The organism is Mycobacterium sp. AT1 (assembly GCF_002043095.1).
In the GTDB taxonomy this organism is placed as follows: Bacteria; Actinomycetota; Actinomycetes; order Mycobacteriales; family Mycobacteriaceae; genus Mycobacterium.
Genome location: NZ_MVOC01000070.1, coordinates 18,190 through 36,848 on the forward strand (window position 1 = coordinate 18,190; position 18,659 = coordinate 36,848).

The following is an 18,659-nucleotide window of genomic DNA, read 5'->3' on the forward strand; positions in this document are numbered from 1 at the left end:
GATTCGACATGGAGAAGAAGTACATCGGAATCGGCGTGGCGTCGGGACTGGTCGCCGGACTCGCGTCGTTCGCGTACGCCCGCCTTGAAATCTCGCCGCTGATCGACCAGGCCATCGGCTACGAGGAGGGGCGTGCGCATGCCGAGGCGGCCCTGACCGGTGAACACGGCCACGCGCACGAGGTCTTCACCAGGGCGCTGCAGGAGAACATCGGGGCCGGCGTGGGCACCTTGGTGTTCGGCGTGGTGATGGGCGCGCTGTTCGCGGTGGTCTTCAGCGTCCTTCGGGCCGTGCTGCGCAGGCACGGGATGGCGGTCGACCCCCGGGCCGCTGCGGTCCTGCTCGCCGTCGCCGCATTCGTGTCAACCACCGTGATCCCGTCGCTGGCCTTCCCGCCGAATCCGCCCGGCGTTGGTCTCGAGGAGACCATCGGCGACCGGACCACCGCGTACCTGGCGATCGTCGTTTCGTCGGTGGTGCTGGCTGTGGCCGCCGTCAGCGCCGGCCTACGGTCGGCTCCTCGCATCGGCGGCTGGCAATCCGGGATCGCCGCGACGGCCGGCTACCTGGTGGCGGTGGCGACGGTCATGGCGCTCATGCCGTCCTTCCACGAGGTGCCGGGTCCAATGGCGGGACCCGACGGCGAGATCGTGTTCCCCGGATTCCCGGCAGAGGTGTTGAGCAACTTCAGGATCGACTCCCTGCTGACGCAGGCGATTCTGTGGTCAGTCATCGCCGCGGGCTTCGCGGTGATGTTGCCACGCACCGCACGCCACGATTCGGCCACACCGTTCGTAGGAGCTGCGCATGGCGACCGTTGAGTTCACGCCGACCCCGGAGCAGTACGTCTGGACGTTCGGTGGGGCGGAGCCCGTGATGGAGGTGGCGCCCGGGACGGTGCTGAAGCTGTGGACCGAGGATGCCTTCGCCGGTCGCGTCACCTCCAGCGCCGACAAGCCCAGTGAGGTGCTCAACCCGAAGGAGCTCAACCCGCAGACCGGTCCGTTCTACGTCACCGGTGCCGAGCCGGGGGACACCCTCGCCCTGCACGTGGTGTCGCTGGAACCCGCCCGCGACTGGGCCGCGTCCACCACCATCCCGCTGTTCGGCGCCCTGACCGGAACCGACCGGACCGCCGGACTGCAGCCACCACTTCCGGAACTCACCTGGATCTACCAGATCGACAGGGCCGCAGGGCAAGCCACGTTCGTCGCCCATGAGACCGGCTTCACCATGACGATGCCGCTGGCACCCATGCTGGGGACCGTCGGCGTCGCACCGGCGCTCCGTGAGGTGCGCACCACGCTGGTGCCCGACTACTTCGGTGGCAACATGGACACCCCCGAACTGCGGGCCGGGACCACGGTCTACCTTGGCGTCAACGTCGACGGCGCGTTGTTCTCCGTCGGCGACGGCCACTACCGGCAGGGCGAGGGCGAGACGTGCGGCACCGCGCTCGAGGGTGCGATGAACGTGACGATCGTCGTCGACCTGATCAAGGGCGGCGCACCCGCATGGCCACGCCTGGAGCACGACGACGCCCTGCTGACCGTCGGCTCCGCGCGCCCGCTCGAAGACGCCTGGCGCTGTTCGCAAGTCGAGATGGTGCGCTGGCTGACCGAGCTGTACGGCCTCGGCCCGATGGACGCCTATCAGGTGTGCAGCCAGCTCTGTCAGTCGCCGTTGGCCAACGTCGTCGACGTCAACTACAGCGCGGTCACCAAGATCGCGAAGTCACTGCTGCCGCAGTCGGATCCGTATGCCGGGACCCACCAGAGGCTGCGGGCGGTGACCGTGGGCTAGGTGGACGCGGACTCCTGTCCGTAGCCCGCGAGTCGGCGGCCGACCTCGGCGATCTCTTCTTCGGAGAGCACCCGCACGGGTGCGCCGCTGGCCATGGCACGCAACTGGACGTCGCAGATGTACTCCAGGTACGCCACCATGCTCAGTACCTTGGGCAGCGCAGCCCCGACCAGGACGGCGCCGTGGTTGCCCATCAGGGCGGCCGTGCGCTCACGCAGCGCCGCGGTGACGTTGTCGGCCAGCTGGGCGGTGCCGAACGTCGCGTACGGCGCCACCCGGACCGCGCCGCCGAAGAGAGCCGAATAGTAGTGCGACGCAGGCACTTCGTCGACGACGGCGGACAGCGCGGTCGACGCCGGCCCGTGGGTGTGCACCACGGCGGTGTGGCCCAACTCCCGGTACACGGCCAGGTGCAAGGCCAACTCGCTGGACGGCTGCAGCACCGCGTCGACCGGTCGGCCGTCGAGGTCGTGAATGCCGACGTCGCGCGGTGACATCGCCTCGTAGTCAACGCCGCTGGGGGAGATGACGACCACGTCGTCGACCCGGATCGAGACGTTGCCCGCGGTGCCGACCACCAAGCCGGAGCGGCTCAGGGACAGGCAGGCGTCGACGACCTGTCGACGTTCGGATTCCAGTCGGAGGCTCATGGCTCGAGGATGTACTTCGAACCGCGACCGGCAGCCATGTCCTCCAGGCTCGGCACCAACTGGTCCAGCGGGCGGCGTTCGGTGACGAGCATCGACCCGTCGACCTTGCGGCTCGCCAACAGTTCGACGGCGGTGCGCACGTAGTTCGGCGTGTGGTGGAAGACGCCCTTGAGGGTGTACTCCTCGTAGTGCATCGCGCTCGAGTCGACGGAGAACGGTGCGCCCTTGGGCGTTCCGCCGAACAGGACGGCGGTGGCACCCGGGCGCAGCGTGCGCACGGTCTGCTCCCACACCTGGGGCAGTCCGACCGCTTCGATGCCGACGTCGGCGCCGCGCCCATGCGGTGTCCGCGACTTGATCAGCGCGACGCGATCCTCGAAGTCCGGCACGTCGGACAGGTCAATGGTGTCGACGGCGCCCGCCAGTTTGGCCTGCTCGAGGCGCCAGGGGGACTGGTCGACGGAGATGACGTTGGCACCCCGCAGCGTGGAGAGCCGCACGAACATCAGGCCGATGGGGCCCGCGCCGTGGACCACCACGGTGTCGCCCAATTCGATTCCGGTCTCGGCCATTCCGTGCACGACGGTGGCCAGTGGCTCCAGCGGGGCGGCGTCGGCGAAGTCGAGGTCGTCGGGCAGCTTGTAGGTGTTGCGCGCGACGATCGCAGCGGGAATGAGTACCTCCTCGGCGAACGCGCCGTTGAGGAATTCGAGATTCTCGCACAGGCTCTCGCGGTTGCGGACGCACGCCCAGCAGTACCCGCACGGCACGGTGTTGGCGGCGGTCACGCGGTCGCCGACGGCGAACTGGTCGACGCCGTCCCCGACGGCGGTGATGACGCCCGCGAATTCGTGACCGAAACGTGCTGGCAGGGTGGGGAACAGCTTCGGGTGCCCGCGCCGGTAGGACTTCAGGTCGGTGCCGCACGTGGCGGCCGCCCGGACCTCCACCAGCACCTCACCCGGTGCGGGTTCGGTGGACGCGACGTCCTCGAACCGAAGGTCCCCTGGCCCGTAGAACATGGCCGCTCTCATCGGTTTTCTCCTAGCGATAGGTCGTGCAGGTCGTGAAGCAGGTCTCGGGTGGTGGAGTAGAGGCGCTCGTAGATCGACCGCAGGTCGGCATACGACGCGGCGGCCCACGGGCGGGGTTCGACGACGGCGTCGGTGGTGGCCAGCGCGGCCGCCGCCTCTGGCAGCGAGGCGTATTCACCGATGGCGGTCAGCGCGATGGCGGCCGCGCCGAGCGCGCTGACCTCACCGGCGGCGCGCACCTCGAGCGGTCGGTCGAACACGTCGGCGAGGATCTGCGTCCACAGCGCGCTGCGAGCACCGCCGCCCATCGCGCGCAGCACCTCGACGCGTTCGCCGCGCGCCGCCTCCAAACCGTCGAGCTGCATGCGCAATTCGAAGGCGATGCCCTCGAGCAGCGATCGGTAGAAGTGCGCGCGGGTGTGGCAGCCCTGCCAACCCAGCGTCACCCCGGAGGCCTGGCTGTCCCAGTGCGGCGTCTGCGCGGCGTTCCAGTACGGCAGGGTCAGCAGTCGTTCACTGCCAACGGGCAGCGCGGCGGCATCGCGTTCGAGCGCGGGATCGGGTGCGCCTGCCAGGTCCGGGTCGCCGAACTGCTGGCGGAACCACGTCGACAGATAGGTGCCCGACGAGCTGAACGTCTCGACGGTGGTGTGTCCTGGGGTCGCCGAGATCATCGACCGGTAGGCGCGGGCAGGCAGGTACGCGGTGGTCTCGCTGCCGATCACCACGGCCGTGCCAAGGACGAGGTAGGCGCTGCCGGGATCGGTGACGCCAAGCCCGATTCCGGCGGTCTGACCGTCACCGGTGCCGGCGATCACCGGCACGCTCCTGGCGAGGCCCCACGCGTCGGCGACATCCGCGCGAAGCGGTCCAAGCGACGTGCCGGTGGGCACGAGGTCGGGGAGTTGGTCGCGGCGAACCCCGGCGAGCTCGAGCAGTTCGTCGGCGTAGTCACCGGTCGCCTGGTCCAGCAGCGCGAGCGGGTCGACCGAGGCGGTGCTCGACGTCCAGCGGCCGGTCATGGCGTGCACCAGATAGGTGTGCACGTCGGCGACGTGGGCGCTGCGAGAAAGGGTTTCGGGCTCGTGGTCGCGGAGCCAGAGCAGCTTGTAGAGGCCCGGCGTGATGTCGGCTGGCTTGCCGCACAGCAATTCGACGCGCTCGGTGCCGTAACGGCGCGCCTCGGCGTGCGCCCGACCGTCCATCCAGAGGATCGCCGGCCGCAAAGCCTCGCCGTTCGCGTCGAGGCACACGAAGCTCTCGCGCTGGTGGGTCACGCAGATGGCGGCGACGGACCCGGGGTCGTCGACGTGGGTGAGTGCTTGGCGCACAGCGTGGTCGGTGGCGGTCCACCAGTCGGCGGCATTCTGCTCGAACCAGTGCGGTGCCGGGCTGGCGGTGGAGAGGGCGTGGGCGCCGTCGCCGACGACGCGTCCGGTGCGGTCGACGACGATGGCCTTGGCTGCCGTCGTCGAGCAGTCCACGGCGATGACAAGTGGTGAGTTCACGGCAGGACCTCGTCGAACGTCGGTGCGGGACCCGACCGGAGCGCCACGATCACGTTGGCGCCGGCGTCCTCGAGCCGTTGTACGTCGTCGGGCTCCAGTCCGTCGTCGACGACGACCGCGTCGAACTCCTCCAGATCGCAGATGCGGTGGACGGCACGTCGGGTGAACTTGGTGTGGTCGACGAGAAGGACGCTCAGCTCGGCACTTTCGACGAAGGCGCGCTTGAGGTCGGCGGCGGCGCTCGAGGGGTGGAAGCACATGCCGCGGGACACGGCGGGCACCGACATGAAGAGGACGTCGTAGTGCATGTCGCGCAGCGTGCGGACCGATTGCGGGCCGACGAAGGACGAGAAGTCGGCCACGTAGTCGCCGCCGACGGCGTTGAGCCGGACGTCGGGGTCGGTGGCGAGTTCGTTGATGGCGGGCAGGAAGTTGGTCACGACGGTCAGCGGAAGGTGGGCTCGCAGGGCGGGCAGAACGTGCAGGGCGGTGGTGCTGTCGTCGACGGCGACGGCTTGCATGTCGACCCGCTGGGCAGCCCACTGGTAGCCGGCCTTGGCGATCGCGTCCTTCTCGCTGACGTTGAGACCCCGGCGCATTTCGACGCTGCGCTCGAACGCCTCGCTGGGCGGCGCCTCGGCGCCGGAGCGAACCTTGCGGAGCATGCCCTGGGCGTCGAGCTGGTCGAGGTCGCGGTGAATGGTCATGGTGCTGACGCCGAACCGGTCGGCGAGCTCGTCGATGCGGGCGCCGCCGCGGGACTTCACGAACGCCACGATCTCGGAGCGCCGGTGGACGTGGCTGCTGATCTTCGTTGACTGCGCCATCTCTCTCACCCCTTCCGTTCTCTCGCCGTCATGCGAAAGTATCACCAAACATCACATTGAAACACCGGCTATGTGAGATTCGACGGGGGAGTGGTGCGGTGGGTCAGCGGCGGTAGGTCTTGGCGGCTTCCTCGTCGAGTCTTTTGTGGGCCTCCTGCCACGTTGGGCGACTGTCGGTCCCGGGAGTCCAGAACGCGAACAGTGATTGCGCGGTGCGTGGGGCGAAGCGCTTCATCGTCTCGACGTGGGGGTGGCCGACGACGGCGGCCTGCAGGTGCTCGCGGCTCTCCCAGGCGGACAGCGTGAAGAAGGTGCCCTTGAGGGGCTTGGCGATCAGCGAAACGCCCAACACGCCAGGTGAATTCAGCATCTGACGGCGAATTCGCAACGCGGCGACGAAGAATGCGGGCACGTCGCGGCGGTCTCGCAGTTGGAACTTGGAGGCCATCACGGTCGGGTTGGCGGTGAGGGCTGGGCGCTGCTTGGGTGTGGCCCACGGAAGTGTCGGCATGGATTTCCCCCCGGGAGGTGGTCGGTCCACCCCAGGCTCACATGCCAGTAGTGACATGTCAATAGTGGAATGAGGGGAAGCGGCCGCGGACCGAAGGTATTGGGGGGCCACCGGAGTTTCTGGTCGGCTGCAGATATCTGAACAGGCGCACATCTCGTTCAGCGGCGGTGAGCGCTGCACGTCTTGCGTTGTGGCGGGTGTTGACACAAGAGATGTAGAGGCTTCCTGGCCGCCAGCGGGGACCTCCGCTTGGCCATCAGCCGGTACTCCTTCATGGCCAGAGCATCGCTCTTCGTGCGTCTGTGACGGAAAACGCCAACGGAGTCCAGCCCAGGGTGCACGCAGCAGCCATCGCATACCGCTGAGTGTCGGCAACCCCTGCAAGAATCGCCCAGCAACGGCCAGTCCTTGAGGCCTGACCTCGATTAAGGAGACCAATGCCTGAGTCAGCACTGACGGTCAAAACGACCCCTGGCACCCACAGGTGTAGTTGGACGTTGTACAAGCCGCCACATGAGGAGGCCTGGCAATCGGAGGGCGATGTCACGCTTCTCGGCGACAGTCAGCCTGCAGGGGCCGTCTACGGGCGTGCACCCGTGACCTATCAAATTTCCTCTAGCGGCGGGCTCTCGGCAGGCTTCCCACAGAAGTTTGAATACCCGACCGTCTGCGGCGAGTTAGTCAACGGACGCGACGTAATCCTGGTTGACGCGATGCTCAGATCGTGGCAAGAGGACCGTGGCGGGATCATGTCGGGCGCTAACGCCCATTTTGATGCTTGGGCTGCGCTGGTGGGGCACGGTATCCCGAGAACGCCTGATGTCTTGGTGGACTCCGGCATGGTCCAAGTCACCCATCTTGATTCGTTCGCGGCGCGCTGCCCAATCGAAGAGATTGGCTACCCCGAAAAGCCCTACGAGGCAGATGATCCCACGTTTCAGGTGAAGTTCCGTAAGGACAGTTGTCAGGTTTGGTCCGATGGCGACGCTGAAGTGTCGCTCGAATATCGCATCTCCGCAGACACCGGCATCACTGGGTATCACTTTAGTGTGGCGTTCAGCCCAACTGTCACAATCGAATTGAAGACACCCGTGCCGATTAAGGACTTCTTCACGTCGTGGGTCCTTCCACTGCACGGGCTAGTGTCGGCCGCCACGGCGCAAAACGAAGACATCACCTACTGGTCGTGCTCGCCTGTTATCGAAGGCGACGATGACCCGCCCTCTCGGCGCCAATTCCAAGTGTTCACAAGGTCCGTTACTCAGAAGCCGTATGCCTCAGAGAGCACGGTCCCCGACAAGCATGTCTCGTCCATCCGCCTCGCCGAAGGCGAGTCGCTGCTCCATCTGCTCCGGCGCTGGCAGAGCCTCCAAACGGAGCAGAATCCGATCTTGGACACGTACGACGTGCACTCGTTGGGGTCAGACCAGGCATCACGTGCACGCTTTCTTCTGCTGGTGCAGGCACTAGAAGGGCTCTGCGGCCACGAAGAGCGACTGAGTGGGAGGTGGGCGAAGTTTGAGGCGAAGCGGGCAAGGATTATTGATGGTTGTCGAAAGAGCCTAGAAAATAAGGACTTTGAGTACTTGGAGCGGACGTTGCCGAGGACGCCAGAAAATCTGGACGACGCGCTTATAGAGATGCTCCAATCACTGCCCATGAATCTAGAACCAGAGTTGGCAGAGTCCAAACTAGTGAAGACCGTTCTCGCGCAGGTCGACAAGGTCACTACCACCGTCGGGGCACTGCGATATGTCAGGAATCAGTTATCGCACGGTAAAGAGACTTTCGATCCCTACGACTTGCACGTAGTTGCGGGCGTCCTTGGTCGAGTAGTGCGAGGACACCTCTTTAGACTGCTGGAGGCATCTCACGCTGCTCAGGAGCGCGTGCTGGCACCACCGGACCGCTAGCCGCCGGGGTTCAGCAGGACAACGCGTCGACGATTTGACTATTCGCGTTCTGATTGGCTCGCTGAGGCCGAGTCGGTCTTTTGGTCGAGCGCGTCCTGAGCGGCGTCGGCAAGGTTCTGCCAAGCCTGTGCCGTCTGCTGCAGGCTGGCGAGATTGAACTGATAGCTGAAGGCTGCGTTGCCCTTCGCGCTAGTTGGCTCGCGCCAAGTCCAAAGGGTTCCGTTCGCGTAGTAGTGGGCACCATGCACCAGATGATTGCGCCATTCGTGCAGCGCTTCGTATCCGTCGGTGATCTGTTCAAGGCGCGTACCCCTAGGCGCGATCTTGCGAAGTTGCTCCACAAGCCGGGTGCCGCTTAGGCCGCGGCGAGGCGGCTCGCCGCCAGCTGGGGCAAGGCAGCGATCAAGCAGCATCTCGACCCGCCCGCCGAGGTAAAGGACTCGTCCGAGCGTGACCGCGAAGGTGTCGGGTAGGTCTTCCACGCTTCCCATTGTCAGTCAGACCCCATTCGCTTTCGGGGAAAATCGCCGACCACACGGTGACGGCAGCGCCAATGGGGCGTAGAGACCCCCACCCCCGTCATCCCGGCCCAACGGCCGAGACTGCTAGTTTCACGGCGTGCGGCTCAGAGAGATTCTCTGATGGAAAGGGAGTTTGAAGGCACGATGCGTTGACGTTGATACTGGGGATGAGCAAGTCAGAGGGAATCTACATGTCGGTCGACTATCGCATTACGCCGAAGAAAAAGGGGTCTGAGCCACTTCCTGACGCAGTGAAGTTTTTGACCGTGTACTACCGAAGCGGATCCAAAGCCCTATTTGCTTACACTGGCGACGTCGCGATCCTCCCTGGAGGCAGGGCTTTCGGCGGCTGGCTAAAAGAGACCCTGCGCGACCACGCAGTGGAATTTAACTCGTCCATGAAGCATTTGGGCCGACAACTGAAGCAGGAGATTGCTCCCCTCCGGTGGTCACTGGTCTTGAATGTGCTTGTAATTGACGGTGATCAGCGCTACTTCGCCGGTTTTTCCAACATGAAGCCAAGGGGCTTTGTGACCCGGTCGTTTGACCACAAGGTGGAAAAGCTCACGAAACCCTTTGTATTTGGCAATGGGGCACCCGCCCGGCGCGTCATAGCAGATGAACGCGCCGCCTTACTCTCCGAGCAACTTTCCGTTCATCCGCGAGACCCGCGAGAGCACATGAACCTATTGGCGGCTGTGAACCGGCGCGTGGCGAAGAAGGCGTCCACAGTGAGTCCTTACTGTCACGTCTCGTTCATCAACGCGGACGACCGCTACGCCCCTAAATCTGAAGCCTTTTTGGAACACGGCGAGGTCGCGCCGGTAGACATGCCAGAAATCGTGATGGGCTTCGATCTCACAGATATCAAGGAGCGGCTGCGAAGGCGCAGTACCGATGGTCGCTAGCGACGAGCGTCCACAGCTATCGAATGAGTATGTTAGAAGCACTGCCTTCGGAAGTTGAGCGGACAGCACTGAATTCGCGAACGCTCCAGAATCTGGGATCGGCCCACACTGCGAGGCGCAACGTTTACGGGTTGTCTAAGACCCAACTGCCGCCGGGTGGTTCTTCGGCGTGCATGAACAGCTCGGTGCCCGCCTCGATATCCGTGATGCGAATGAAAAATTCTTTGCCGGACCGCGCGTCCGTGATGACCGAGAAAGGCTGTTCGCCGTCGGTTTCCTCTCGTACCTGCGAGTCAAGCAAATCAAGCCGATAACGAGGCAGTCGAGCGAGCTCGGTGAGATAGTTCTGAACTGCTTGCGCTGACGAGAACGACCGGCCGGTGTTGTTTTCGGGACGTTGGTCAATGCGCCATACGACGTACTCGGCAACCGAGGTTTCGCCACTTCCAAGCGATCCCGACACTTTATACGTGATGTTGTAGCCGCGTTCAAAAGCTTTGGGCTGGAGCCTGTCAGCTCGGGTCATCACTTGAGCGGCAAGGGCCAGAGGGTCATCCGCCGTCTCTGGCTCTGGCTCGTCAGGCGCTATGTCGTCGGCTTCTATGTCGTCGTGCTCGTCCTGGGGCGGCACGTCCAGAAGCTCCGTAATCGTAATTGTGGCGTCCCGCACCGACCGGATGCGAAGACGCATGTCCAGCAGGTGCGTAATCCGGTGGAGCAGTTCGAAGGGCTCCACGCCGTGGATTTGGATATCGGCCGCCCGAATGTTCGGCGTCTCGTAGATGGATCGCTCGGCTAGTTCTGACTTGCGCACGGCGATGACGTGTGGTGTGTGCATCCCAGTTTCACCGCCGCCGAAATCGAGCCCGATGATGAGCCACTCATCTCGGTCAACCCCGGTGAGGTCATAGATGTCCACCGGCCCGGTCAGCTTCTGATCGAGCTGCAATGTACCCACCCAGTCTGGGTAGGTCACCGTTGCGTGGCCCCACTCGTAGTCGTACTCGTCCATTGCTACCCACTCCTCGTCGCCGTGAGGGTAATTGTCAACTACCACGATTCGGGCGCGACACTCGGCCAAGAGGCATGTCCTAGGCCATCAATCCCTTGGGTCAAGTGCTAGGTGAAGCGACCAGTCTTGGGGTCGTCCCATCATGATCACTGTGCCGTCGGGCATTTGCTTCTTGCCTGCCGACGAGATGCAGGGAGCGATCCGACGTTCGGCGAGCTTTTCGGGTGGGCATGGCCCGACACAAATAGATAGCACGTGGGGGCACGGCAGCAGTCTAAGGGAGGTCAAACGGGCCCTAGCTGCGAAGATATGTGGTGCCCCCGGCAGGATTCGAACCTGCGGCCTTCCGCTCCGGAGGCGGACGCTCTATCCCCTGAGCTACGGGGGCGCATGCTGAACCAGCAGCGCCGATTGGGCTTGCACAGCCTAACGCATGGCCGACGGCTTGATCGCCGCCCGGGTGGCCCGCGCACCTGCGAGTAAAGGATTCGGGGAGAAACCACCCCAGACCATAGGATGGTCCCCCGTGACCCCAGCCGATCTGGCCGAGCTGCTCAAGACCACCGCCGCGGCGGTATTGGCCGAGCATGGGCTCGACGCCGCCGCCCTGCCGGAGACGGTCGTCGTCGAGCGCCCGCGCAACCCCGAGCACGGCGATTACGCCACCAACCTGTCGCTTCAGGTGGCCAAGAAGGTCGGTGTCAACCCCCGGGAGTTGGCCGGCTGGCTGGCCGAGGCCCTCGCGGGTACCGACGGCATCGCCGGCGCCGACGTCGCCGGACCCGGCTTCGTCAACCTGCGCATCGAGGCCTCCGCCCAGGGCGTGGTGGTCGAGAACGTCATCGCCGCCGGCGCGGCATACGGCGACTCCGGGGAGCTCGCCGGCGAGAAGGTCAACCTCGAGTTCGTCTCCGCGAACCCGACCGGCCCGATCCACATCGGCGGCACCCGCTGGGCCGCGGTCGGCGACGCGCTGGGCCGGCTGCTCTCCACCCAGGGCGCCGAGGTGGTCCGGGAGTACTACTTCAACGACCACGGCACCCAGATCGACCGGTTCGCCAAGTCGCTCATCGCCTCGGCCAAGGGCGAGCCCACCCCCGAGGACGGCTACGCCGGCGCCTACATCGCCGAGATCGCCCAGCAGGTCGTGGCCGCCGAGCCCGACGTGCTGAGTCAGCCCGAAGACCAGATCCTGGAGACCTTCCGGTCGATCGGCGTCGACCTGATGTTCACCCACATCAAGAAATCGCTGCACGACTTCGGCACCGACTTCGACATCTACACCCACGAAGACTCGATGCACACCTCGGGCCGGGTCGACCAAGCCATCGCCAAGCTCCGCGAGACCGGCAACATCTACGAGAAGGACGGCGCAACCTGGTTGCGCACCACCGACTTCGGTGACGACAAGGACCGCGTCGTCATCAAGAGCGACGGCAACCCGGCCTACGTCGCCGGTGACCTCGCCTACTACCTGGACAAGCGCCAACGCGGTTTCGACCTCTGCATCTACATGCTGGGCGCCGACCACCACGGCTACATCGCCCGGCTCAAGGCCGCCGCGGCCGCCCTCGGCGACGACCCGGCCACCGTCGAGGTGCTCATCGGGCAGATGGTCAACCTGGTCCGCGACGGCCAGCCCATGCGGATGAGCAAGCGCGCAGGCACCGTCATCACCCTCGACGACCTCGTCGAGGCCATCGGCGTGGACGCCGCCCGGTACGTCTTGATCCGCAGTTCCGTCGACAGCCCCATCGACATCGACCTCGCCCTGTGGTCGAGCGCGTCGAGCGAAAACCCGGTCTACTACGTGCAATACGCGCACGCTCGGCTGTCCGCCTTGGCCCGCAGCGCCGCCGACCTCGGCCTCGCCGCCAGCACCGCGCACCTCGAACTGCTGACCCACGACCGCGAGGGCAAGCTGATGCGCAGCATCGGCGACTTCCCGCGCGTGCTGCAGACCGCAGCGTCGCTGCGGGAGCCGCACCGGGTGTGCCGCTACCTCGAAGACCTCGCGGGTGACTACCACCGGTTCTACGATTCGTGCCGGGTGCTGCCGCAGGGCGACGAGGATCCGACCGATCTGCACGCAGCCCGGCTCGCGCTGTGCCAGGCCACCCGCCAAGTGATCGCCAACGGTCTGCAGATTCTGGGCGTCAGTGCGCCGGAGCGCATGTGATGGCGCATCCCGCTGGTCCCCGCCACGCCGAGGACACCCGCCACGGCAACGCGCCCGCAGTTCCGAAGACCGCCGGCGAGATGCTGGCGTTGGCCCCGAACGTGTGGCCGCGCAACGCCGTTCGTAACCCGGACGGCGAGGTGACCATCGCCGGTGTCCCCGTCACCCAGCTGGCCGCCGAATACGGCACCCCGCTGTTCGTCATCGACGAGGACGACTTCCGGTCCCGCTGCCGCGACATCTCGTCGGCCTTCGGCGGGGGCGAGCACGTTCGCTACGCCGCCAAGGCGTTCCTGTGCAGCGAGATCGCGAAGTGGATCGACGAAGAGGGCCTGTCCCTGGACGTGGCCAGCGGGGGAGAGCTCGCCGTCGCGCTCAACGCGAACTTCCCGCCGGAACGCATTGCGCTGCATGGCAACAACAAGTCCGTCGCCGAGCTCGAGATGGCCGTCAAGGCGGGTGTAGAGCACGTCGTCCTCGACTCGCTGACCGAGATCGACCGCCTCGACGCCATCGCCGGTGAGGCGGGCGTGCTGCAGGACGTGCTGGTGCGCGTCACCGTCGGGGTCGAGGCGCACACCCACGAGTTCATCTCCACCGCCCACGAGGACCAGAAGTTCGGCCTCTCGCTGGCCAGCGGTGCGGCGATGGACGCGATCCGGCGGGTGTTCGCCGCCGACCACCTGCGCCTCGTCGGCCTGCACAGCCACATCGGCTCGCAGATCTTCGACGTCGCCGGTTTCGAACTGGCCGCCCACCGCGTCATCGGACTGCTCCGCGACGTGGTCGCCGAGTTCGGCGTCGAGAAGACCGCGCAGATGTCCATCGTCGACCTCGGTGGGGGACTTGGCATCTCGTACCTGCCGCAGGACGATCCGCCTCCGATGGAGGACCTGGCCGCCAAGATCGGCGCCATCGTCGTCAACGAATCGGCGGCCGTCGGCCTGCCCGCGCCGAAACTCGTCGTGGAACCGGGCCGCGCCATCGCCGGTCCCGGCACCGTCACGCTGTACGAGGTGGGCACGGTCAAGGACGTCGCCGTCAGTCAGACGGCGCACCGGCGCTACGTCAGCGTCGACGGCGGGATGAGCGACAACATTCGGACCTCGCTGTACGGGGCCGAGTACGACGCCCGCCTGGTGTCCCGGGTCAGCGACGGGGCTCCTGCCCTGACCCGCATCGTCGGAAAGCACTGCGAGAGCGGTGACATCGTCGTCCGCGACACCTGGGTGTCCGACGACGTCGCGCCCGGCGACCTGATCGGGGTCGCCGCCACCGGGGCGTATTGCTATTCGATGTCGAGCCGGTACAACCTGCTCGGCCGTCCGGCCGTGGTGGCGGTACGTGACGGAGTGTCGCGTCTGATTCTGCGCCGCGAGACGGTGGAGGATCTCTTGAGCTTGGAGGTAGTTGACTAATGGTGGACAACAACGGCGTAAAGCCGGTCGGCGTAGCGGTTTTGGGGCTGGGCAACGTCGGCAGCGAGGTGGTGCGCATCATCGAGGCGAGCGCCGCCGACCTCGCCGCCAGGATCGGTGCCCCGCTGGAACTGCGTGGCATCGGCGTCCGGCGGGTGAGCGACGACCGCGGAGTCCCGATCGGGATGCTCACCGACGACGTCGACGCACTGGTCTCCCGTGACGACGTGGACATCGTCGTCGAACTCATGGGTCCCGTCGAGCCCGCGCGCAAGGCGATCCTCGCCGCGCTCGAGCGTGGCAAGTCGGTCGTCACCGCCAACAAGGCGCTGATGGCGGTGTCGACCGGCGAGCTGGCCCAGGCCGCCGAGGCCGCCCACGCCGACCTGTACTTCGAGGCCGCGGTGGCCGGCGCCATCCCGGTCATCCGCCCGCTCACCCAGTCGCTCGCCGGCGACACGGTGCTGCGCGTCGCGGGAATCGTCAACGGCACCACCAACTACATCCTCTCGGCCATGGACGAGACCGGCGCGGACTACTCGTCGGCGCTGGCCGACGCGAGCGCACTCGGTTACGCCGAGGCCGATCCGACCGCCGACGTCGAGGGATTCGACGCCGCGGCCAAGGCCGCGATCCTCGCGTCGATCGCGTTCCACACCCGGGTGACCGCCGACGACGTCTACCGCGAGGGCATCACCAAGGTCACCTCGGCCGACTTCGAGTCCGCCAGGGCGCTCGGCTGCACGATCAAACTGCTCGCCATCTGCGAGCGCATCATCAACGACGAAGGGCAGCAGCGTGTTTCGGCGCGCGTGTACCCCGCGCTGGTACCGCTGCAGCATCCGCTGGCGTCGGTCAGCGGGGCGTTCAACGCCGTCGTCGTCGAGGCGGAGGCCGCCGGGCGGCTGATGTTCTACGGCCAGGGTGCCGGCGGCGCGCCGACGGCGTCGGCCGTCATGGGCGACCTCGTCATGGCCGCGCGTAACCGGGTTCACGGCGGGCGAGGCCCACGCGAGTCCAAGTACGCCGAATTGCCCATCGCGCCCATCGGTTTCATCCCGACCCGCTACTACGTGAGCATGAACGTGGCCGATCGGCCCGGCGTGCTGTCGTCGGTCGCCGCGGAGTTCGGCAAGCGTGAGGTGAGCATCGCCGAGGTCCGCCAGGAGGGCATGGTCGACGAGGGTGGTCAGCGGTGCGGCGCGCGCATCGTCGTCGTCACCCACCGTGCGACCGACGCCGCGCTGTCGGAAACGGTTGACGCCCTTGCCGATCTCGACGTGGTGTCGAGCATCAACAGCGTGCTGCGCCTGGAAGGAACCAACGAATGAGTGCCGCGCACACCCCGGTGCACCGACCGTGGCCCGGACTGATCAACGCCTACCGTGACCGGCTCCCGGTCGAGGCCGGGTGGACCCCGATCACCCTGCTCGAGGGTGGCACTCCGCTCATCGACGCCAAGCAGCTCTCCGAGATGACCGGCTGCACGGTGTACCTGAAGGTCGAGGGACTCAACCCGACCGGTTCGTTCAAGGACCGCGGCATGACGATGGCCGTCACCGAGGCGGTGGCCCGGGGCCAGAAGGCCGTGCTGTGCGCGTCGACCGGCAACACGTCGGCCTCGGCCGCGGCCTACGCCGCGCGGGCGGGCATCACCTGCGCCGTGCTGATCCCGCAGGGCAAGATCGCGATGGGCAAGCTCGCCCAGGCGGTCATGCACGGCGCCAAGATCATTCAGATCGACGGCAACTTCGACGACTGCCTCGAGCTGGCGCGCAAGCTGACCGCCGACTTCCCGGCCGTGTCGCTGGTGAACTCCGTCAACCCGTACCGCATCGAGGGGCAGAAGACGGCGGCGTTCGAGATCGTCGACACCCTCGGCGAGGCCCCCGACGTGCACGCCCTGCCCGTCGGCAACGCGGGCAACATCACCGCGTACTGGAAGGGCTACACCGAGTACCACCGCGACGGGCTGGCGCAGAAGCTGCCCCGGATGCTCGGCACCCAGGCCGCCGGCGCCGCACCGCTGGTGTCGGGGGAGCCGGTGCTCAACCCGGAGACCATCGCCACGGCCATCCGCATTGGCTCGCCGGCGTCGTGGGATTCCGCCGTCGCGGCGCAGCAGAACTCCAACGGCCGCTTCCTGGCCGCAACGGACATGGAGATCCTCGCCGCGTACCACCTCGTCGCCCGCAGCGAAGGGGTGTTCGTCGAGCCCGCGTCGGCGGCAAGCATCGCCGGTCTGCTCAAGTCGATCGACGACGGCTGGGTCGAGAAGGGCTCCACCGTGGTGTGCACCGTCACCGGAAACGGATTGAAGGATCCCGACACCGCGCTCAAGGAGCTGCCGCCCGTCACCGCCATCGCCGTCGACCCCATCGCGGTCGCGGCCGAGCTAGGGTTGGCGTAGGACGAATGGCGCATCGGTGAAGCAGACCCTCCCCGCCGGGCTGGCGGCCACCTCCGTGGTGGCCGCCTCCAGTGCCAACCTCGGCCCTGGCTTCGACAGCCTCGGTCTCGCGCTGAGTCTCTACGACGAAATCTACGTCGAGACAACGGAATCCGGGATTCGCGTCGAGGTCGACGGTGAAGGCGCGGGACAGGTTCCGCTGGACTCCACCCACCTGGTGGTGCGTGCCATCGAACGGGGTCTGCAGGCGGCGGGCGTGTGCGCCGACGGCTTGATCGTCCGGTCGCGCAACGCAATTCCGCATTCACGTGGACTCGGGTCGTCGGCCGCGGCCGTCGTCGGCGGGCTGGCGGCAGCCAACGGCCTTGTCGCACAGAGTGATTCGCCGACGCTGTCGGACGACGAGCTGGTCCAGCTGTCGTCGGAGTTCGAAGGACACCCGGACAACGCGTCGGCGGCCGTCCTCGGTGGCGCCGTGGTGTCGTGGACCGAGGGCGACGGGCCGCTGACGCGGTACGCCGCCGCACGGTTGAGCCTGCATCCCGACATCCATCTGTTCCCCGCCGTGCCCCAGATTCGGTCGTCGACCGCCGAGACGCGCGCGGTGCTGCCCGACCACGTCAGCCACGTCGACGCCCGGTTCAACCTGAGCAGGGCGGCGTTGATGGTGGTGGCCCTCACCGAACGCCCCGACCTGCTGATGGCCGCCACCGAGGATCGCCTGCACCAGCCGCAACGGGCGGCGGCACTGCCCGCCTCGGCGGAATATCTTTCGATCCTGCGCCGTTGTGGGGTCGCAGCGGTGCTTTCGGGTGCCGGGCCTGCGGTGATCGCGTTCAGCACCGAGCCGGAACTGCCGGCCGAGGCCGTCCAGTACGGCGTCGCCCACGGTTTCGCCGTGGGGGAGATGGCAGTTGGCCAGGGTGTTCGCTGGGCCACCGCCCAAGCGGTCGGTGGCGACGTCCGCGTCGCAACCGCGACCGAATAGTTGACAGGCGCCACACGGGAATCAGGGTGTTTCTTGCTTCCCGAGGCGATGCGGGTTATTCTCGCTTTCGTCCAGCAATCGCACCTTCTGTGCCTGCGCCTACACTAGGACGACTACCAATCCTTCTCGTGGATGACGTTTCCCCGCATGGCGGAGAATCCCGGCGATCACCGTTGCATGTCAGCGGTTTGCGCACAGGCAATTGTGGGACATAAGGCATTCGGTAGCCGGCATTTAGCGGATCAGCTGAATGCGACGAACCCTCGCAGAATCGGATCAGCGAGGGAAAGAAAGGAAATCCGTGTCTGATACGGACCTCATCACGGCTGAAGGCAGTAGCGACGGCGTCGAACTGTCGAACTCCGTGAATTCACCCATCTCGGAAGCGGTTTCGGCTGCGCCTGCGAAGGCGACGACCGTCGTGGCCTCGGGCGACCGCCCCACCGCCCTGACCGCGATGGTGCTCCCCGACCTCCGTGCCCTTGCGGGCCAGCTTGGCATCAAGGGTTCCTCGGGCATGCGCAAGAGCGAGCTGATTGCCGCTATTCGCGAGCACCGCCCGCCGCGGCTCCGGCCAAGGCGGCCGCCGAGCCGACGACCCCGGTCGCCGAGGCCGCCCCCGCGGCCGACGTCGCCGCTGGTGACGCACCTGAGCGGCCCGTCCGCGCCCGCCGCGAGCGTCGCGGTGCGTCGCGCAGTGCCGGCGCAGCCGTCGAGCCCCAGGAATCCGGCGAGCAGACCGCGAAGGTCGAGTCGCAGGACAAGGCTCCCGAAGCGAAGGCCGTAACCGAGCAGAAGGCCGCCCCCGAGGCGGCGCCCGCGGACAAGCCGGACAAGGGTGCCGAGAAGGCGCCCAAGGCCGACGACACCGACAAGAAGGACGCCGTCCAGGCCGAGGCTCCGCGTACCAACGAGCGCCAGAACAGCGGCGAGCGTCAGGGCAACCGCAACGAGGGCGGCAACAACCGCAACGACGG

The 18,659-nt window shown here is 66.5% G+C and carries 17 protein-coding genes and 1 tRNA gene; 10 read left to right on the forward strand and 8 right to left on the reverse strand.

Features of this window, described 5'->3' with window-relative positions:
- Positions 1–8: 8 nt before the first annotated feature.
- Both B1790_RS28860 and B1790_RS28865 read left to right on the forward strand, forming a co-directional pair.
- Entirely contained in the window at positions 9–821 is an 813-nt protein-coding gene (locus B1790_RS28860; RefSeq protein ID WP_079926714.1) for a CbtA family protein, read from the forward strand.
- Positions 808–1,803 (forward strand): acetamidase/formamidase family protein, encoded by a 996-nt coding sequence (locus tag B1790_RS28865; protein ID WP_079926715.1) that lies wholly within the window; start codon positions 808–810, stop codon positions 1,801–1,803. Before B1790_RS28860 ends, B1790_RS28865 begins: the two co-directional genes overlap by 14 nt.
- On the opposite strand, the gene B1790_RS28870 is transcribed toward B1790_RS28865, so the two are convergent.
- The 5 genes from B1790_RS28870 to B1790_RS34820 all read right to left on the reverse strand — a co-directional run bounded on the left by B1790_RS28870 (position 1,800) and on the right by B1790_RS34820 (position 6,333).
- Positions 1,800–2,453: a class II aldolase/adducin family protein gene (locus B1790_RS28870; protein ID WP_079926716.1), complete on the reverse strand. Its 654-nt coding sequence runs from the start codon at positions 2,451–2,453 to the stop codon at positions 1,800–1,802. The two genes, B1790_RS28865 and B1790_RS28870, sit on opposite strands and share 4 nt — an antisense overlap.
- Positions 2,450–3,487: a zinc-binding dehydrogenase gene (locus B1790_RS28875; protein WP_079926717.1), complete on the reverse strand. Its 1,038-nt coding sequence runs from the start codon at positions 3,485–3,487 to the stop codon at positions 2,450–2,452. Before B1790_RS28875 ends, B1790_RS28870 begins: the two co-directional genes overlap by 4 nt.
- On the reverse strand, positions 3,484–4,995 hold the full coding sequence (locus tag B1790_RS28880) for an FGGY-family carbohydrate kinase (protein ID WP_158083888.1): 1,512 nt from the start codon (positions 4,993–4,995) through the stop codon (positions 3,484–3,486). Before B1790_RS28880 ends, B1790_RS28875 begins: the two co-directional genes overlap by 4 nt.
- Entirely contained in the window at positions 4,992–5,822 is an 831-nt protein-coding gene (locus B1790_RS28885) for a DeoR/GlpR family DNA-binding transcription regulator (protein ID WP_079926719.1), read from the reverse strand. The genes B1790_RS28880 and B1790_RS28885 overlap by 4 nt, the downstream gene beginning before the upstream one ends.
- 103 nt (positions 5,823–5,925) lie before the next feature.
- Positions 5,926–6,333 carry a DUF3291 domain-containing protein gene (locus B1790_RS34820; RefSeq protein WP_158083889.1) on the reverse strand — a complete coding sequence of 136 codons (408 nt, stop codon included), beginning with the start codon at positions 6,331–6,333 and terminating at the stop codon, positions 5,926–5,928.
- Positions 6,334–6,929: 596 nt separating this feature from the next.
- Between B1790_RS34820 and B1790_RS28895 the strand changes: the two genes are divergently transcribed.
- Positions 6,930–8,246, forward strand: a complete 1,317-nt coding sequence (locus B1790_RS28895; protein ID WP_142271557.1) for a hypothetical protein — start codon at positions 6,930–6,932, stop codon at positions 8,244–8,246.
- 38 nt (positions 8,247–8,284) lie between these two features.
- Here B1790_RS28895 and B1790_RS28900 read toward each other — a convergent pair whose 3' ends face one another.
- On the reverse strand, positions 8,285–8,728 hold the full coding sequence (locus tag B1790_RS28900; RefSeq protein WP_142271558.1) for a hypothetical protein: 444 nt from the start codon (positions 8,726–8,728) through the stop codon (positions 8,285–8,287).
- Positions 8,729–8,934: 206 nt separating this feature from the next.
- On the opposite strand from B1790_RS28900, the gene B1790_RS28905 reads away from it, so the two are divergent.
- The gene (locus B1790_RS28905; RefSeq protein ID WP_079926723.1) at positions 8,935–9,675 is read left to right on the forward strand and encodes a hypothetical protein; all 741 of its coding nucleotides are present in this window, start codon (positions 8,935–8,937) and stop codon (positions 9,673–9,675) included.
- Positions 9,676–9,799: 124 nt separating this feature from the next.
- Here the strand turns inward: B1790_RS28905 and B1790_RS28910 are convergent, their stop codons facing one another.
- Together B1790_RS28910 and B1790_RS28915 are read right to left on the reverse strand one after the other, a co-directional pair.
- The gene (locus B1790_RS28910; RefSeq protein WP_079926724.1) at positions 9,800–10,687 is read right to left on the reverse strand and encodes a hypothetical protein; all 888 of its coding nucleotides are present in this window, start codon (positions 10,685–10,687) and stop codon (positions 9,800–9,802) included.
- Positions 10,688–10,999: 312 nt separating this feature from the next.
- Positions 11,000–11,075: transfer RNA gene (locus B1790_RS28915), tRNA-Arg, on the reverse strand.
- Between the two features lie 138 nt (positions 11,076–11,213).
- Here B1790_RS28915 and argS point away from each other — a divergent pair.
- The 6 genes from argS to B1790_RS28945 all read left to right on the forward strand — a co-directional run bounded on the left by argS (position 11,214) and on the right by B1790_RS28945 (position 18,469).
- Positions 11,214–12,866, forward strand: a complete 1,653-nt coding sequence (gene argS, locus B1790_RS28920; protein ID WP_079926725.1) for an arginine--tRNA ligase — start codon at positions 11,214–11,216, stop codon at positions 12,864–12,866.
- An 80-nt stretch (positions 12,867–12,946) separates the two neighbouring features.
- Positions 12,947–14,284, forward strand: a complete 1,338-nt coding sequence (gene lysA, locus B1790_RS28925; protein ID WP_233165368.1) for a diaminopimelate decarboxylase — start codon at positions 12,947–12,949, stop codon at positions 14,282–14,284.
- The gene (locus tag B1790_RS28930; RefSeq protein ID WP_079926727.1) at positions 14,284–15,615 is read left to right on the forward strand and encodes a homoserine dehydrogenase; all 1,332 of its coding nucleotides are present in this window, start codon (positions 14,284–14,286) and stop codon (positions 15,613–15,615) included. The genes lysA and B1790_RS28930 overlap by 1 nt, the downstream gene beginning before the upstream one ends.
- Complete coding sequence (gene thrC / locus B1790_RS28935) at positions 15,612–16,694, forward strand: threonine synthase (RefSeq protein ID WP_079926728.1); 1,083 nt, start codon at positions 15,612–15,614, stop codon at positions 16,692–16,694. Before B1790_RS28930 ends, thrC begins: the two co-directional genes overlap by 4 nt.
- A gap of 16 nt (positions 16,695–16,710) precedes the next feature.
- A complete protein-coding gene (thrB, locus tag B1790_RS28940; protein WP_079926729.1) occupies positions 16,711–17,682 on the forward strand; it encodes a homoserine kinase in 972 nt (323 codons plus the stop codon).
- A 457-nt stretch (positions 17,683–18,139) separates the two neighbouring features.
- Entirely contained in the window at positions 18,140–18,469 is a 330-nt protein-coding gene (locus tag B1790_RS28945) for a Rho termination factor N-terminal domain-containing protein (protein WP_233165369.1), read from the forward strand.
- The last annotated feature ends 190 nt before the right edge of the window (positions 18,470–18,659 follow it).

Coding starts and splice junctions, on each gene's coding strand:
- B1790_RS28860 (WP_079926714.1), top strand. CDS start 9: ATGGAGAAGAAGTACATCGGAATCGGCGTGGCGTCGGGACTGGTCGCC.
- B1790_RS28865 (WP_079926715.1), top strand. CDS start 808: ATGGCGACCGTTGAGTTCACGCCGACCCCGGAGCAGTACGTCTGGACG.
- B1790_RS28870 (WP_079926716.1), bottom strand. CDS start 2,453: ATGAGCCTCCGACTGGAATCCGAACGTCGACAGGTCGTCGACGCCTGC.
- B1790_RS28875 (WP_079926717.1), bottom strand. CDS start 3,487: ATGAGAGCGGCCATGTTCTACGGGCCAGGGGACCTTCGGTTCGAGGAC.
- B1790_RS28885 (WP_079926719.1), bottom strand. CDS start 5,822: ATGGCGCAGTCAACGAAGATCAGCAGCCACGTCCACCGGCGCTCCGAG.
- B1790_RS34820 (WP_158083889.1), bottom strand. CDS start 6,333: ATGCCGACACTTCCGTGGGCCACACCCAAGCAGCGCCCAGCCCTCACC.
- B1790_RS28905 (WP_079926723.1), top strand. CDS start 8,935: ATGAGCAAGTCAGAGGGAATCTACATGTCGGTCGACTATCGCATTACG.
- B1790_RS28910 (WP_079926724.1), bottom strand. CDS start 10,687: ATGGACGAGTACGACTACGAGTGGGGCCACGCAACGGTGACCTACCCA.
- lysA (WP_233165368.1), top strand. CDS start 12,947: ATGCTGGCGTTGGCCCCGAACGTGTGGCCGCGCAACGCCGTTCGTAAC.
- B1790_RS28930 (WP_079926727.1), top strand. CDS start 14,284: ATGGTGGACAACAACGGCGTAAAGCCGGTCGGCGTAGCGGTTTTGGGG.
- thrC (WP_079926728.1), top strand. CDS start 15,612: ATGAGTGCCGCGCACACCCCGGTGCACCGACCGTGGCCCGGACTGATC.
- B1790_RS28945 (WP_233165369.1), top strand. CDS start 18,140: ATGGTGCTCCCCGACCTCCGTGCCCTTGCGGGCCAGCTTGGCATCAAG.